Genomic DNA, 16,258 nt, shown 5'->3' on the forward strand with positions numbered 1-16,258 from the left:
GAAATGGCTATTTTAACTAAAGAAGAAGCAAAAAAAATAATTGATAAAGTTCTTTCTTATGCAACTGCTGACGAAACAGAAGTCAGTATTGGTGGTGGAAGAACAGGTAATATCCGATATGCCAGAAATACAGTAAATACCAGTGGTGAAACCAATAGTATCAGCTTAAGTATTACTTCCGTATTTGGCAAAAAATCAGGTTCTACAAGCATCAACGAATTGGATGATGAATCCCTGAAGAAAGCAGTGGCAAGAGCAGAAGAAATCGCAAAACTTGCTCCTGAAAATCCAGAATACATGCCAATGTTAGGTCCTCAGGATTACATTGAGACCAATACTTTCAGTGAGTCTACTGATAATATCGATCCCGATTATAGAGCACAAGTGGCAATAGACAGTATCAAGCCTTGTGCTGATAACAATTTGACAGCAGCTGGTTATTTGGAGGATTTCTCTGGGTTTAATGCCACTGGAAACAGCAAAGGCCTTTTTGGATACAACAAAAGAACTTCTGTTGATTTTACAGTAACTGTAAGAACAGCTGATGGAACAGGTTCAGGATATGCTGGATCCGACTACAATGATGTCAATTTGTTGAAATCAGGTCCTGTTACTGCTTTGGCAGTCCAAAAAGCCCAGGCATCTGTAAATGCCCAGGCAATCGAGCCAGGAAAATATACTGTAATTCTTGAGCCTAGAGCAGCTTCCGATTTATTGGGAAGATTGACTTTTGGTCTGGATGCCAGAAGTGCTGACGAAGGCCGAAGCTTTATGAGCAAAAAAGGTGGAGGTACAAGAATCGGGGAAAAAATCTTTGATGAGCGAGTAAATATTTACTCAGATCCAACTCATCCAGATATTCCAGTAGCTCCTTGGAGTGGCGATGGTTTGCCATTGGAAAAAACTACCTGGGTGGAAAATGGAGTCGTGAAAAACCTGTTTTATTCTCGTTACTGGGCTGAAAAACAAGGTGTAGAAGCAGTTCCAAGACCTAGAGGTGTCATCTTCGAAGGTGGTGACCAATCTCTTGCTGATATGATCAAAAGCACCGAAAGAGGAGTTTTGGTAACTAGGTTCTGGTATATCAGAGCGGTTGATCCTCAAACTTTATTGTTTACAGGTCTTACCCGTGACGGTACTTTCTACATCGAAAATGGTCAGATCAAATTCCCTGTTAAAAACTTCCGTTTCAACGAAAGCCCGATAATCATGCTAAACAATATTGAAGCGATGGGTAAACCACAACGCGTGGATGGAAGCATGGTGCCTCCGATGAAAATCAGAGACTTCACCTTCACCAGTTTATCTGACGCTGTTTAAAATCGGTATACAGTTTAAATAGGCCGTGGTCGGAATTTAAGTTTGAGAAAGGAAGTTTTCCTTCGAAACTAAATTTCGATCACAGGCTTTACTACATACCTTTTGAAAACTAACCAACAAATGCGCCCTTTCTTCTTCACAAGAATCAAGTACAATTCAGGAAACTGGGACACCGATCAAAGAATGCCTTCTAATCTGATCAATTCACTGGTGGAATACACGACAATTCCAGTGGATGAAACAGAGAAAGTGGTGGAATTGAGTAGCCCTGAGATTTTCAAAAGCCCATTTTGCTATATCAGCGGGCATAAATTGGTGGATTTTTCTTCGCAGGAAAGAGCCAATTTCAAAACATATGTAGAGAATGGAGGCTTTGTTTTCGCTGACGATTGCAATCATGACATCGATGGTTTGTTTGCAAAGTCTTTCGAAGCAGAAATGGCCGAAATTTTTGGTCCTGATGCGCTTCAAAAAATCCCAAATGGCCACTGGATCTATAACTGCTTTTTCGAGTTTGAAGATGGTCCACCAGCTACTTCCTTTGAACTGAATGGTTGGGGAGATGATCTCGTTCATGATTATCTCAAAGCCATCATCATCAAAGACAGAATCGCAGTTTTATACAGTAATAAAGATTATGGATGCGAATGGGACTACGATTTTAGAAACAAACGCTTCCTGAAAATTGACAACACCAAATTCGGTGTCAACATCGTGGTCTATGCCTTAACCTAACAACGTATTGGAAAATAAAGAATTAGCAGAATACAAAGATCTGGTAGCTAAAATCCCTCTGCTGAAAAAAGAGATTGCCAAAGTAATCGTCGGGCAGGAAGAAGTGCTGGATGAAATCATTATCACTTTGCTTGCAGGTGGTCATTGCTTGCTGGAAGGCGTACCAGGACTTGCCAAAACTTTGATGGTAAAAACTATCTCTGAAGTGATGGAACTCCAATTTAAGAGAATCCAGTTTACACCGGATTTGATGCCTGGGGATATTTTAGGGACTGAGATTCTGGAGGAGGATCATGAGACTGGGAAGAAATTTTTCCAGTTTAACCGTGGCCCAATCTTCGCCAACATGGTTTTGGCAGATGAGATCAACCGGACTCCACCAAAAACTCAAGCCGCTTTGCTGGAAGCAATGCAGGAAAAAATGGTGACTTATGGAGGACAAATTCACCCGCTTCCAGATCCCTTTTTGATTATTGCTACCCAAAACCCGATTGAGCAATCAGGTACTTATCCTTTGCCGGAGGCTCAGCTGGATCGTTTTTTATTGTATATCAAATTGGCTTATCCTTCTGAGCAGGAGGAACTTGAAGTATTAGAAAAAACGACTGGGACTTACTTTGGTAAACCAGAAATGGTTTTGTCTGGAAAAGAAGTGAAAAAACTCCAAAAGCTGACCCGACAAGTTCATATTGACTCCAAGTTATTAGAACATATCAACAAGCTGATCCGAAATACCAGACCTGATATCACTCAGGTGGATGCAGTCAGAGAATATGTAGAGTGGGGGGCAGGAACCAGAGCTGGACAGGCTTTGATCCTTTGTGCCAAAGCTCGTGCAATTGTAAAAGGAAGATTTGCTGTAACGCCAGAAGATATCAAGACTTTGGCATTTCCAGTGCTGAGACATCGATTGTCTCTTCACTTCAGAGCGGAAGCAGAAAATGTGTCAGCAGATCAAGTCATTACCAAAATTGTAAATTCTATCCCAGTACATGCAAGCTAGTAATCTGGATATCGTCAAACTGAACAACTTGAAGCTTTCTGCAAAAATTATCAGCGAGCAACTCAAGCAGGGGATCCATCTCGGAAAGAGAGTGGGTGCCGGTAGTGAGTTTGAACAATATAGATATTACGAGCCTGGGGACGATCCAAAGCGAATAGATTGGAAATATTTTTCCCGATCAGGAAAATATATGATCAAAGAGTCACAGGCTGAAAGTCATCTGCATATCACCTTGATGCTGGATCTTTCTGGCTCGATGAATTACGAAGAAAATGGGATCCGTCGATTAGACTATGCGAAAAACTTGTTGGCTTCGATTGCTTATTTGGCCCATTTGCAGGGAGATTCTTTGTCATTTTTCACTTTTCATGAAGGCGTTTTAACCAAGAAAGTAGCCCCTTCTCCAAAGAGTTTTCAGCGTATTTTGTTCTATTTGGAATCAGAGAAAGCTTCTGGTTCTTGGCCAGTGAGCAAACAGTCTTTTCCAGCAATGAAGAGCAAGCAAAAAGAATTGATTATTCTGGTTTCCGACTTTCTTCAAAAAGACAATGAATGGGTAGAAATTGTGGAGGAAATGAAGCATCCACAAAAGGAAATTGTCTTATTCCAGCTTCTGGGAAAGCAGGAGAAAGAGTTCGATATGAAAGGCAGTTTTATTTTCAAAGATCTGGAAAGTGATCGTGAAATTACCTTGGATGGAGCAGCTGCCAAAAAAGACTACAATGAGGCAATCTCTGGATACTTATCATCTTTAAGAGAAGCGTTTCATCAGCCAAATATCCACCTGATGCAGGAAACCATTGACGAACCGATCGTTTCTGTCGTATCGAAGTTTTTATCCAAAAGATCATTTACCTGATGGAGATTCTTCAGCCCATATTGCTTTGGGGACTTTTAGGTCTTTCCATCCCTTTGGCGGTTCATTTATGGAATGGTAAAAAGGGTAAAAACGTGGCATGGGCTGCAATGGCTTGGCTTTCCGAACAAGAAAATCAATCTTCTAAATCAATTCGACTAGACCAAATTCTGGTTTTACTCTTGAGAATGATTCTGTTGGTGTTGTTCATTTTGCTACTTTCTCATTTGATTTTGAACTCCTGGGAAATTTCTGAAAGTAAAAAAGTGGTGCATTTGGTAGCTCCGGATCGACAGGTTTTTGAAGAATTCCGATTTGAATTAGAGCAGGCGGATGAGCGAGAGGAGGAAGTTGCTTGGATAGATAGCGAATTAACAGAAATATCCGAGGAACTTGAGCCGGATTGGTTTGCTTCCTATGAGATCCAGAAAGCATTGAATTCTTTGGAAGGACCGATAGCAGAACTGCATTTCTATCTTCCAAACTCAGAGAATTATCTTCCAGAGAAGATGCTGATAAGTCCAGTGAAACCAATTATCCATCTAGCAAAAACAGCTTCTGGTCCAAGCCCGAATTTCGGAATCGAACTAGACTCAGCTAGAATGCTGGAAATTGGAAATGATGGCCTGCTTGTCTCACAATCCGAATCAGAGAATAAAGCAGCGATTATTTCTTTGAAACAAGTCGGGTTTTATTTGGGGAATCTTGAGGAAGAGGAAAGAGAAAATGTGATAGCTTCTTTAAATTCCATTTCTCAGGTGATGAAGATCTATTTTGTCGAGAAGGAGAATCCAGAGGGTGCTACATTAATTTTTGATGATGGGAATCCTGAAAATATAGAATCCAATAAACTTTACTTTTTGACTGAAAGATCTGGTTTTCCTGAAGCTGACAATGTTAATTTTATTTCTACCAAACTTGATTTCGAAAGTTCTGAATTAGTGCAAACAGGTCGATTGCCTGAGTTTTTGTTGGGTAAGTTGATAGATTTTGTGGGGGTGAAACCGCAGGATTCGAAGATTTCGGAAACTCAGATTTCTTCTCGCTTTTTGATAAATGAAAAGCAGCGAAATGAGAAGAAATCAGGATTGGAAATACTTCTTGTAGGTTTGTTTGTTCTCACTTTTGGAGCAGAGCGTTACTTGTCATTTCAGAGGGGGATATGAGTCGGATCGAACAACATATCGAGCATATAGAGAACCAAATCAGGATCAATTCCTTTTTGAAATCGCTATTGGTTGCTTTAGGATCAGGATTACTTTTTTATGCATTTCAGGATTCTCTTGCTGTCGCTTTATCTGTAGCTCTAATCTCCTTTTTTATAGCTGCTTACTTTTTTGGGCTTTTCAAAAATCAAAAGACCTTGGCTCTTCAAATCCTTCATGAGAGAATTCCTGCATTGGAATTTAGCCTAGAGCTTCTTTCAAAAAGTGAAAGAAACCTTGCGGAGTCGTTACAATGGGAGCGAATTAACTTGCAGGTACCGGAAGAAAAGCCTTCGATTTATAAAGAAAATCTCCAAGTGGCAGTCTATTTCTTTTTGATTTCAATAGCCGTATTTGGGCTTAGTTTCCTTGATTTTACTGCTGATTCAGATACTTCACTTCCAAATAATGAAATAAGAAATACAGTTCCTGTAACTGAAGAACAGGTTCCAATTGAGCTATCCAATTTATCTGTTAGGATAGTCCCGCCTTCATACACCGAATTGCCAGTTATTGATCAAAATTCGATGGAGATAAAAACCATCAAAGGATCAAAGATTAATTGGGAGACTGAATTTTTAGGTGCCGATGAACTGGAAGTGATGCTTGTGAATTCACAAGGGGAAGAATTGATTTTCGCGAGAAACTCAGATCAATATTTGTTACAGGACGAGGCTTCTGGTTCTGGAATTTATGCGATTAGAGCGTATAAAGCGGGTGAGAAAGTATTCGAAACCTCTTATTATACTTTGGAGGTAACTGAGGATAAAGTGCCTCTGATCCAACCGACAGAGAAAGATGTCTATAAATTTCACTTTCAAAAAGACCCACAAAAGATGGGTTTGGAAGCTAGAATCTCCGATGATTTTAAAGTGAGTGAAGTGTATTTGGTGGCAACTTTGGCCAGAGGCTCAGGTGAGAATGTGAAATTCAGGGAAAACAAAATTGAAATCAACGAGCGAAATTTCAAGTCTTCTTCCATTAAGACCGAGTTGGATTTTGAAGCTTTGGAATTCAAACAAGGGGATGAATTGTATTACTATTGGGCGGCAAAAGATAATAAAAGACCAGAAGCTAATTTTTCCAGATCAGACACCTATTTCATCAAATATGTGGATTCGACGGGGATTGGAGAGGCTGAAATGGCTGGAATGGCAATCAGTGTTTTACCGGAATATTTCCGAAGCCAAAGACAAATCATCATCGATACAGAAAAGCTGATTGCTGGTAAAAAGACGATGAAGCAGCATACTTTTAATGAAACCTCTAACAACATCGGCTATGATCAGAAATTGCTTCGCTTGCGCTACGGGCAATATTTAGGAGAAGAGTTTGAAAATTCGGCCGGTGGAGGAATAATGGAAGGAGATGATGGAGATATTTTGGCAGGGTATCGACATGCACATGATCAGGAAGGGGAGCATGAACCGACTGGTCTGCCTATAGAACAGCATGAAGAACATGCCGAAGAATCAGGAGCCGAAATGGAATACAAAAATGAAGATGAATCTGGCTTGGGAGACTTACTAAGTGCATTTATGCATGATCATGGATCAGAGGAAGTAAATACTTTTTATGAGGAGTCAACGAAAAGTGCTTTGAAAATGGCCTTAGAACAGATGTGGGAATCGGAACTTTATCTTCGATTATACGAACCTGAAAAGGCTCTTCCTTTTGAAAAGAAAGCGTTGGAATATTTGAAATCCGTTCAGCAAAAATCGAGAGTTTATGTGAAAAGAACTGGTTTTGATCCGCCACCGATCAAGGAAGAAGAGAAAAGGCTGAGTGGAGAATTGGATGATATCGAACAGCTGATTCAGAAAGAACAGAAGATTTTAGAAGAGAAAATCAAGCCTTTGGCATCTCGGGTTTTGGGCTTGGTTTCGAAAACTGAATTCAGCTCGTCCGATCAGATTGCAATCTCTGAACTGGGAAAACTTTGGACAGCCAGAATGCAATATTCTGGTATGGAAGACTGGTCGGTTTTACTGGCTTTGCAGCAACTGACCTCCGGTGAAATCACCAAAGAATCCAAAGCCCAGTTGGTTGAGTCGCTTTATCCGATAGCAAATTCTGGTGAGAAATTGTCTGCTTCCTATTTACAGAAAAATGAGCTTGAAACAGCTTTTTGGAAAAATATCAAATGATGGATTTTAACCCTTCTCTACCCAAAATTTGGTTGATTGTTTTTCTGTTGATGATCCTGCTGATTTTGGGTTTTCAGCTTTTCTTGATTTTCAAGTCTGCGGATCAAAGTCCTAAGAAATGGGTTAGATCCATCTTAAATATCCTTTTCTCGTTTTTTTTGATTTGTTACCTTCTACAGCCAGTTTGGGAAAGTGATCAAGGATCTGACCCTGTTTTGGTCTATTCAAAAGATGTTCCCTCATCACAAATCAAAAGATTGAGAGATAGTTTAGGAATTCGGAAGACTTTATCGGTTGAAGATTACCAAGGCAAAGGAAATCCGGTTTATTTGGTTGGGAATAGATATTCTAATATCGAATTGAATAGACTGAATGGTAAAAATGTCAATTTGGTCAAAGTTGAAGAAGGTCTTTTTCCTGAATATTTACATTGGAAAGGGATTGTTAGAAAAGGGGAAATGCAGCTGGTGACGGGACTTCTCTCTACTGGTAAGAAATCCCTTCTCGAATTGAAAATTCAGGATCAGGTGCTCGCATCCGATTCAATTGAGGCAAATCAGGAAAGTTTCAACTTAAGATTTCCTGTTCAAGTCACTGGAAGAAATGAAGTGAATCTTTTTTTGAATGATTCCCTGATTGCGGGTATCAATTTTTTTGCTGTTCCACCAATCCCAAAAACTTATCAACTGAGATTCTCTTTTCCGAATCCAGAGCAAAGGAATTTGAATCGCTATCTGGAAGAAAAAGGAGAAAAGGTGGATGAAAGAATCCAAGTTTCGAGAGCAAGTCAGATTCAGTCAAGTGATGAAGATTTAGACTCGCTGAAAGTTTTGATTGCTGACTTAAATCAACTTAAAAGTCGAAGCGTAAGGGCAGAACTGGCAAATGGAACTACTGGAGTTTTGATGATTAATTCAGGAAATCCAGAATCAGATGTCAGAGAGTTGAATGAGCTTTTTAAGACTGATTTTGAAATCAAGCGATCAGGAACTGAGGAATGGAGGGAATTGGAGTCGGGCATTGAAGCACTTCCTTATACTTTCGAGGCGAAAAAAGGACAGAAAATGCTTTTTGAGAATTCTGTCGCTGTTCAGGATTTAGGAACCATGAAAGTAGGAATGAGCTTGATAAGCCAGACATTTCCAATTTATCTGAGTGGTGATACTGCTGTTTATTCAAAAATTTGGGATGAAATCCTTGGTGAGCTCATTCCTGATCAATTGAGTAATTGGAGTTATGATGCACCTTTGTTTTCTGATCAAATTGGGACTTTGGAATATAACGGAGCCGAAAATGAAGATGGTTTTTCGTTGATAGGTTCTGATACCATCTATTTTCAGAAAGATTTGGTCAATCCATTTACACAAGTCTCTCGTTTTTCATTGGCGGAATCTGGATGGGCAAGTTTATCGGATTCTGTAGAAGTATACCTATATGGTGATGAGGAATTGGAAACTGTTAGGAATTCAAAAAATATGGCTGATTTTTTAAGAGGAAATAATTCAAATGAGGCAATGGAAAAGTTGAATTCTGAAAAAGGGAAAATCTCCGATTGGGTATGGCTTGGTCTGTTCCTCTTGTTTTCTGGTCTTTTGTGGCTAGAACCGAGATTGAATTATTGATTTTTTTTTACTCCGACTGTTGCATATTCTTGATGGGCTGCGTTCAGGCTGAAAAACCATCATGAAAATCTTTCTTAGATTGATATTAGCCCTTTTCTTTTTTGGCTTTACGCCAGGAGAAAAGAATGTGCTAGAATCTGAGAAAGAAACGTGTCGAATTGATAGACATGAGTTTACGGCGGTTGGAAAACTTGAAAATGAGCATTTCAGGAAATTTCAGCATCAAGCGAAGACAGTTTTAGAATAGAATAATCTACAAGAAACTGTTTAGCCAAATAGATAAAAATCAGCCAAATTTGGCTGTCAAAGTAATAACGTATTGAATTGAACTATACGGAAGAGGAACTGATCGACGGTTGCAAACGGAGATCGGCCAAACACGAAGAAGTATTCTATAAAAAATACTATGGCTACGTCATGGGGATCAGTCTGTCCTACTCGAAAGAGAGGGATTTAGCGCTGGAGATCACCAACGATGTCTTTCTTAAATTTTTTGCTTCCATCAAGAAAGTGGAGAGTTTCCAGACAGTCAAAGCTTGGCTGCGGAGAATCACCGTCAATACAGCAATAGATTATTATCGAAAAAATAAAAAGTATCAGAATCATTCAGATCTGGAAATAGATGTCCCTAACGAAGTGGAAGTAAATGCGCTTTCAAGTTTGGGATTCGAGGATATTATCAAATTAATAAACCAACTACCGGATGATCAGAAATTGGTCTTTAACCTGTACGAAATAGAAGGGTACAGTCATAAAGAGATATCTGATCGAATGGGTATTACGGAGGGTTCGTCAAGAGTTTATCTCACCCGGGCGAAAGTTAAACTCCGTCAATTGGTTCATATACATTTAAAAGAATATGAAGGAAGATAAGTCGGATAAATGGATCGCCTCTTCCCTTAAAAAACATCTGGAAGAGGGAAAATTGCCCTACGAGGTAGGAGCATGGGAGGGATTCCAGAAAGTGAGAAATGCCAGAAAACGCCGCAATATCTATTATTGGGGGGGCGCTGTTGCGGCATCTTTGCTTTTATTATTTGGAATCAGCCAAGTGTTGAGAATGGAGACTTCTGTGCCTGATGATACGCTGAGAAACACGGAAATTCTATCCAATCAGGAAAAGGAAACCATGGTTGAAACTCCTAATTCAGATGAGGAGAATTTGGTCGAGCCATCAGAATCAGCAATTGCGATAGCTCCTGAAACTTCTGGCGATACTGAGAAAACTACTCCTAAAACAGAGAGTAAGTCTTCCAGAACTCCTAAAACAGATGATTCTGTGAAAGCCGATAAGCCACTTTTGGCAGTGGCAGAAGAAGAGGTTCCCAAAGTGAAGGAAAGTGAAAGTGCTATTCAAAAAGAGGAATTAAATGCAATAGCTCCTCCTGAGGAGAAAAAGGAAATCCCATTAATTGCTAAAAAGGAAGAGAAAGCTGTTGCCAAAGCTGAAGAAACTATTCCGACAAAAGAAGAATCAATTCCAACTAAAATAGAGAATACTACTTCTACCATAGCCACTTTGGATCAAAAGACTGAAGTCAAAGAAGAACCAAAAGCTTCCATTACGATAGTTGAACCAAAAAATGAGAACAAGACCATTGCAATGGTTGAGGAAAAGGATTTTCCTGAAATTCCTAAAGATCATACTAAAGTCGTGTTGGGAATGGGAGTCTCTCCGGGTTTTGGGGCAATGCAGCAAAATGATGTCAATACCATTGCGTCAAGCATCGGTGTGGGGATGATCTTGGATGTAGATTTGCCAGGTAAATTGACTGTGGGCTCAGGCTTTGGTTTAAACTACATGAACCAGCAAAATGAGACTCAGATGCCTGTAACTGTAGCTGGTTACCGAACCTCTCAAGTAGAAAAGCAGGATATTCAGCAGGTACAGGTAGAAATGCCAATCTATGTCAAATATCCAGTGACAAGAAATAACTCAATTTCTATTCAGGCAGGATTCTCCAATTTATATGCGATCAATCAAAATGCTGAACAATTGACCACCATCAATGAACAGGTGGCTGTCAATGGGTCACTTGATGCATTTAGTAATTCCAGTTCATTTGCTATTCAAAGTAATGCGGTCACTCAATCCAGAGTGCTAACTAATCCGGATTCTAAATTTTATCCTTTTGCCACAGTGAACCTAGGAGTAAATATCAGATTTCTGGAAACAGAAAAAATGAATTACATGGTGATGCCATTTTATAACCATCAGTTGAGATCGATCTCAGGTTTTGGAAATAATTTCGGAATGTTCGGAGCTAGCTTAAAATTAAACTTTGGTGGTTCCGACGAAAAATAAGCTGTTTTAGTATAATAAGAAAAGGAATTATGCCTGCACAAACCCCTTGTGCAGGCATTTTTTATATTGCTTCTAAATATAGGATCAGAAAATTGCTATTGATTTTTAAATCAGTTTTATTCAGATATCCAAACCTATTATGATACCATGTTTACTAACACTAAAGCCTTTGGAGGTTTCTCTGTAGATAGCCTCCATGATGCTCGGATTTTTTATACTGAAGTTTTGGGCATGGAGGTGGAGAAATTACCTCTTGGCATCCTTGCTCTAAAAATTTCCGGAGGAAGTCAGATTATGATTTATCCGAAAACCAATCACGAGCCAGCGACATATACCGTTTTAAACTTCCCTGTGAAAGATGTAGAAAAAACTGTCGATGAATTGATAGCCAAAGGGATTGTTTTTGAACAATATGTGGAGCCGATCAAAACAGACGAAAAAGGAATTTGCCGAGGTGCCGGACCTTTGGTAGCCTGGTTTAAAGATCCTGCTGGTAATATATTATCTGTGGTTCAGGATATTGGGATATAAAAAAATCCCGATTGTTGACCAACCGGGATTTTCTGTAATTCGATTACTAAGGATTAATAGTTGATGTAATTTGTGATCAATTGTAGATCTAATTTATCATCCTGGGAACTGCTTTCTTCCAGCCCTCTAAGAATCAGTGTATACACTCGATTTCCCAATAATTCGATGTTACTGGCAGTAACTAGAGTTTCACCAGAGCTTTTTGATTTCACCGTCAGGTTGTAAACTTTAGGAGCAAGGCTTTCAAAATCACTCGCCATCCCAAATTCCAGGTCTTCTACAAGTGAATTTTCCATTTCAGAAAGTTCAAGCTCTACATTTCCTGCATCCGGAGATAAGTTCACCAATCTCAATTGAGCCTCATCCGCATTAGGATCTTCCCAATTATCCTGAACCATCACAGCGTCCAATTGATCTACTTTATTCACCAAGAATAAAGAATAAACACTGTCAATTTTCAAAGTGAAATTCTTCTCTAAAAGTGAGCTCAGCGAATTGGTAGTAGTGAATTTGAACAATCTGTTTCCAGTGTAGAAAGGGCTATAGCTGATCCCTTCTGTATAGTCTAAAGGGTAATCATTTACTTTGTTTTGATTTGCGTAAACATCCAACAATGGAGCGTCAGGAGAACCCTGATAAATCAAAACATACGCTCCCTGAGGGATTTGATTGACATCATCGTCATCAAAACAACTCGTTAAGCTGAAGGTAGCGCCAATTAATGCAAGGGCAACTAAAGATCTTAAGTGATTTGCAGACCAGTTTTTTACTCTTTTAAACATAATAGTGGGTTTAATTTTTATTCACTACCGTGACGATTTTACCCTTTCAAACGCTTCAATGGATTGTTGATTTTTTAAAATAAGTTTATTCCTTTAATGGAAATTTTCCGATGGGACTTCTTTAATGCTCCTAAATAAGGATGATTTGTTAGGAAAGAATAGCTTACTTTATTTGCTTATAACCCAAAAGCTTAGTGAAATTTAATACAATGCTTTATTCTACTCATTTAGAAGACTTCAAATCCATATAATTTAAAGGAATTGAATTTATCTGGTTCATCAATGATTTCAAAATGTACTTGGGCTTTTGAAATCATAGAAAAGCAAGGTCACAGATTACAATGTATAGGAAAGGAAAATGAATCCCTCTTCAGAAATCAAGATACAGTTTGCAAATTGAGGAGGATTGGTGGCTATCTTAAGAAAGAAATAAAAAATGAAAGGAATCAAATTATTCATTCTAGTAGTGTCAGGCTTTGCTTTGACTGCATTGTCCTGTACTGAAAAGAAAGAAATACCCAAACCCAATATCCTTTTTGCAATCATGGACGATGTAACCTATATGCACATGAGTGCATATGGTTGTGATTGGGTAAATACTCCAAACTTTGATCGGATCGCTTCCGAAGGGATTCTTTTTCAAAATGCTTACACTCCAAATGCAAAATGCGGTCCTTCCAGATCTAATATTTTGACTGGAAGAAACTCTTGGCAATTGGAAGAAGCGGTTAACCACTGGGCTGATTTTCCTGTAAAGTTTAAAACTGTCGCAGAATCCCTTTCAGAAAATGGGTATCACGTCGGGTATACGGGCAAAGGCTGGGCACCTGGAATAGCAAAAAATGAAGATGGAAGCCCAAGGGATTTATTGGTCAATCGATATATTGAGATCAAATTGACTCCTCCTACAGCACATATCAGCAACGTTGATTATGCTGCCAATTTCGAAGTGTTTTTAAATGAAAAAGAATCAGAAGAGCCTTTCTTTTTCTGGTATGGTGGCTTAGAGCCACATCGAGGATATGAATATGGTTCCGGGATAGCAAAAGGTGGTAAGAATGTTGCCCAAGTGAAAGATGAGGATATCTTTTCTTTCTGGCCAAAGGTTGATTCTGTGAGAACGGATTTGTTGGATTATGCTTTTGAAATAGAATATTTTGACAAGCAACTTGGGAAAATGCTCGACCAACTAGAGGCTGCTGGAGAATTAGAGAACACGCTAATTATTGTTACTTCTGATAATGGAATGGCTTTCCCAAGAATCAAAGGGCAGGAATACGAATATTCCAACCACTTGCCTTTGGCGATGATGTGGCCAGCAGGAATTAAATCTACAGGTAGAAAAGTGGAGGATTTGGTGAGCTTTATTGACTTAGCACCGACATTCTTGGAAGTGGCAGGTATTTCTGAAGAAAGTTCAGGAATGGAAGCCATTACCGGAAGAAGTCTTACCGATTTAATGTATGCCGATAAAGGAGGACAATTAACTGAAGATAGAAACTTTGTGGTGATTGGAAAAGAAAGACATGATGTAGGAAGACCAAATGACGAAGGATATCCAATTCGAGGTATGATCAAAGACGGAATGCTTTACCTGAAAAATTTTAAAACAGATAGATGGCCTGCCGGAAATCCTGAGACTGGATATCTCAATACCGATGGAGGAGCTACCAAGACGGTGGTTTTAAATAGTATTTATTCTCCAGATACTTTCAAATATTGGAATTGGTCGTTTGGGAAGCGTAATGAGGAAGAATTGTTTGATATCAAAAATGATCCTGACTGCATGAGAAATCTTGCTCAGGAGGAGGAATTTCAAGATCTCTTGAAAACTATGAGAAGAGAATTGGTCACTGAACTTACCGAGCAAGGAGACCCTAGAATGTTTGGGAAAGGAGATTTGCTGGAAAGTTATACTTATACCGACAAAAACAGTGTCAATTTCTACGAAAGATACATGAATGGAGAAAAGGTTAATTTCGGCTGGGTGAGAAAAACAGACTTTCAAAATGTATCTGAAATTGAAACCTATCAGCAAATGGAGAAAGGAAAAAACTCAATCCAATTGGACAAAAAATAAATTTATTAACCCATAGAATATGCACATCAAAACTAAAGTTTTAACGACTTTTTTACTTATTGGATTGGCTTTCCAAATAGGCTGTACTGCAAGTGAAAGTCAAGGCAAAGAAGAGCAAAATGATAAGCCCAATATAGTAATCATCTACATGGATGATTTAGGATACGGTGATATGGGTGCATATGGTGCAACTGAAATCAAAACACCGAATATGGATAGACTGGCAAATGGAGGATTAAGGTTTACGAGCGGTTATGCTTCATCTGCTACCTGTACTCCAAGTCGTTATGCTTTGCTGACTGGAACCTATCCTTGGAGAAATAAAGATGCCCGAATTCTGCCTGGGACAGCTCCTTTGATTATCGATACTGCTCAATTGACTTTGCCAAAACTTTTGAAAGAGCAAGGATATCATACGGGGATTGTTGGGAAATGGCATTTAGGATTAGGAATAGGCAATGTAGATTGGAATCAGCACATTTCTCCAGGACCAAATGAAGTGGGATTTGATTATAGCTACATTTTAGCAGCGACACAAGATCGTGTACCTACAGTTTATATCGAAAATGGGGATGTAGACGGCTTGGATCCAGATGATCCGATTTTAGTTGATTATTCAACCAATTTTGAGGGAGAGCCTACAGGGAAAGATAATCCAGAATTATTGACCATGAAATGGCATCACGGTCATAACAATAGCATTGTCAATGGTATCCCGAGAATAGGATTTATGAAAGGTGGTGAATCAGCCAAATGGAGTGATGTAGATATGGCTGATCATTTTTTGAAAAAAGCTCAGGATTATGTCAAATCCCATAAAGAAGAACCATTTTTCCTTTACTATGCTTTACAACAACCTCATGTTCCTAGAACTCCTAACCCAAGATTTGTGGGAGCTTCAGATTTGGGTCCTAGAGGCGATGTAATTGTCGAAGCTGATTGGATGATTGGCGAATTTGTAAAAACTTTGGAAGAGGAAGGATTGCTGGAAAATACTTTGATCATTTTTTCCAGTGACAATGGGCCGGTGTTAAACGACGGTTATTATGATAATGCGGTGGAAATGCTAGGTGATCATACTCCGGCAGGCCCATTGAGAGGAGGGAAATATAGCTTGTTTGAAGCAGGCACTAGAGTTCCATTCTTTACCTACTGGAAAGGAACCATTCAACCTGGGGTTTCTGATGCGATTGTATCACAAATTGACTTGATGACATCTTTGGGTCAACTAGCAGGAAGCACTAAAAAAGGAGAGGACAGTGAAAACTTTTTATCCACTTTTCTGGGTAATTCCAATGTTGGAAGAACCGAATTGGTCTTGGAAGCCTCTAGTAGATTGGCATTGAGAAAAGGAGATTATGTGATGATTCCACCACATAAAGGTCCGGCTATTTCGGCTTCCGTCAATATTGAAATTGGTAATGACCCGGAAATTCAATTGTATGATTTGAAATCAGATATCGGACAGCAAACAAATATTGCAAAGGATAAACCGGAAATTTTAAATGATATGGTCAAAGACTATGAGAGGATAGTAGGGAGTGCAGTGCCCCTCAAAGTTAAGTAAGTTGGTTAATTCACTCGAGTAGAAAGCATTTGATGAAGTGGAAACACTTTGTTGAATGCTTTTTTGATTTAGGAGTGTCGGGAATTATTTTACATTTAAATTGAT

14 protein-coding genes are annotated in these 16,258 nt (G+C 39.1%); 13 read left to right on the forward strand and 1 reads right to left on the reverse strand.

What is annotated here, in order from left to right; all coding sequences use genetic code 11:
* Positions 1-3: 3 nt before the first annotated feature.
* The 11 genes from FHS59_RS15805 to FHS59_RS15855 all read left to right on the forward strand — a co-directional run bounded on the left by FHS59_RS15805 (position 4) and on the right by FHS59_RS15855 (position 11,724).
* Positions 4-1,320 (forward strand): TldD/PmbA family protein, encoded by a 1,317-nt coding sequence (locus FHS59_RS15805; protein ID WP_184496387.1) that lies wholly within the window; start codon positions 4-6, stop codon positions 1,318-1,320.
* Between the two features lie 120 nt (positions 1,321-1,440).
* Complete coding sequence (locus FHS59_RS15810) at positions 1,441-2,055, forward strand: DUF4159 domain-containing protein (protein WP_184496388.1); 615 nt, start codon at positions 1,441-1,443, stop codon at positions 2,053-2,055.
* Between the two features lie 7 nt (positions 2,056-2,062).
* The gene (locus FHS59_RS15815) at positions 2,063-3,058 is read left to right on the forward strand and encodes an AAA family ATPase (RefSeq protein ID WP_184496389.1); all 996 of its coding nucleotides are present in this window, start codon (positions 2,063-2,065) and stop codon (positions 3,056-3,058) included.
* Positions 3,048-3,917: a DUF58 domain-containing protein gene (locus FHS59_RS15820; protein WP_184496390.1), complete on the forward strand. Its 870-nt coding sequence runs from the start codon at positions 3,048-3,050 to the stop codon at positions 3,915-3,917. Before FHS59_RS15815 ends, FHS59_RS15820 begins: the two co-directional genes overlap by 11 nt.
* Complete coding sequence (locus FHS59_RS15825) at positions 3,917-5,080, forward strand: BatA domain-containing protein (protein WP_184496391.1); 1,164 nt, start codon at positions 3,917-3,919, stop codon at positions 5,078-5,080. Before FHS59_RS15820 ends, FHS59_RS15825 begins: the two co-directional genes overlap by 1 nt.
* On the forward strand, positions 5,077-7,266 hold the full coding sequence (locus tag FHS59_RS15830) for a hypothetical protein (RefSeq protein WP_184496392.1): 2,190 nt from the start codon (positions 5,077-5,079) through the stop codon (positions 7,264-7,266). The genes FHS59_RS15825 and FHS59_RS15830 overlap by 4 nt, the downstream gene beginning before the upstream one ends.
* Complete coding sequence (locus FHS59_RS15835; RefSeq protein ID WP_184496393.1) at positions 7,248-8,888, forward strand: hypothetical protein; 1,641 nt, start codon at positions 7,248-7,250, stop codon at positions 8,886-8,888. The genes FHS59_RS15830 and FHS59_RS15835 overlap by 19 nt, the downstream gene beginning before the upstream one ends.
* Positions 8,889-8,949: 61 nt before the next feature.
* Positions 8,950-9,135 carry a hypothetical protein gene (locus FHS59_RS15840; protein WP_184496394.1) on the forward strand — a complete coding sequence of 62 codons (186 nt, stop codon included), beginning with the start codon at positions 8,950-8,952 and terminating at the stop codon, positions 9,133-9,135.
* A gap of 77 nt (positions 9,136-9,212) precedes the next feature.
* Entirely contained in the window at positions 9,213-9,761 is a 549-nt protein-coding gene (locus tag FHS59_RS15845; RefSeq protein WP_184496395.1) for an RNA polymerase sigma factor, read from the forward strand.
* The gene (locus FHS59_RS15850) at positions 9,748-11,193 is read left to right on the forward strand and encodes a hypothetical protein (RefSeq protein WP_184496396.1); all 1,446 of its coding nucleotides are present in this window, start codon (positions 9,748-9,750) and stop codon (positions 11,191-11,193) included. The genes FHS59_RS15845 and FHS59_RS15850 overlap by 14 nt, the downstream gene beginning before the upstream one ends.
* Positions 11,194-11,340: 147 nt before the next feature.
* Positions 11,341-11,724 carry a VOC family protein gene (locus FHS59_RS15855; protein ID WP_184496397.1) on the forward strand — a complete coding sequence of 128 codons (384 nt, stop codon included), beginning with the start codon at positions 11,341-11,343 and terminating at the stop codon, positions 11,722-11,724.
* Positions 11,725-11,777: 53 nt separating this feature from the next.
* Here FHS59_RS15855 and FHS59_RS15860 read toward each other — a convergent pair whose 3' ends face one another.
* Positions 11,778-12,506 carry a DUF4397 domain-containing protein gene (locus FHS59_RS15860; RefSeq protein ID WP_184496398.1) on the reverse strand — a complete coding sequence of 243 codons (729 nt, stop codon included), beginning with the start codon at positions 12,504-12,506 and terminating at the stop codon, positions 11,778-11,780.
* 436 nt (positions 12,507-12,942) lie between these two features.
* Between FHS59_RS15860 and FHS59_RS15865 the strand changes: the two genes are divergently transcribed.
* Positions 12,943-14,586 (forward strand): sulfatase family protein, encoded by a 1,644-nt coding sequence (locus tag FHS59_RS15865; RefSeq protein ID WP_246388493.1) that lies wholly within the window; start codon positions 12,943-12,945, stop codon positions 14,584-14,586.
* Between the two features lie 19 nt (positions 14,587-14,605).
* Positions 14,606-16,153, forward strand: coding sequence for a sulfatase family protein (locus tag FHS59_RS15870; protein ID WP_184496399.1), 1,548 nt, complete (start codon positions 14,606-14,608; stop codon positions 16,151-16,153).
* Positions 16,154-16,258 lie beyond the last annotated feature (105 nt).

The organism is Algoriphagus iocasae (genome assembly GCF_014206875.1).
GTDB classification, from domain to species: Bacteria; Bacteroidota; Bacteroidia; order Cytophagales; family Cyclobacteriaceae; genus Algoriphagus; species Algoriphagus iocasae.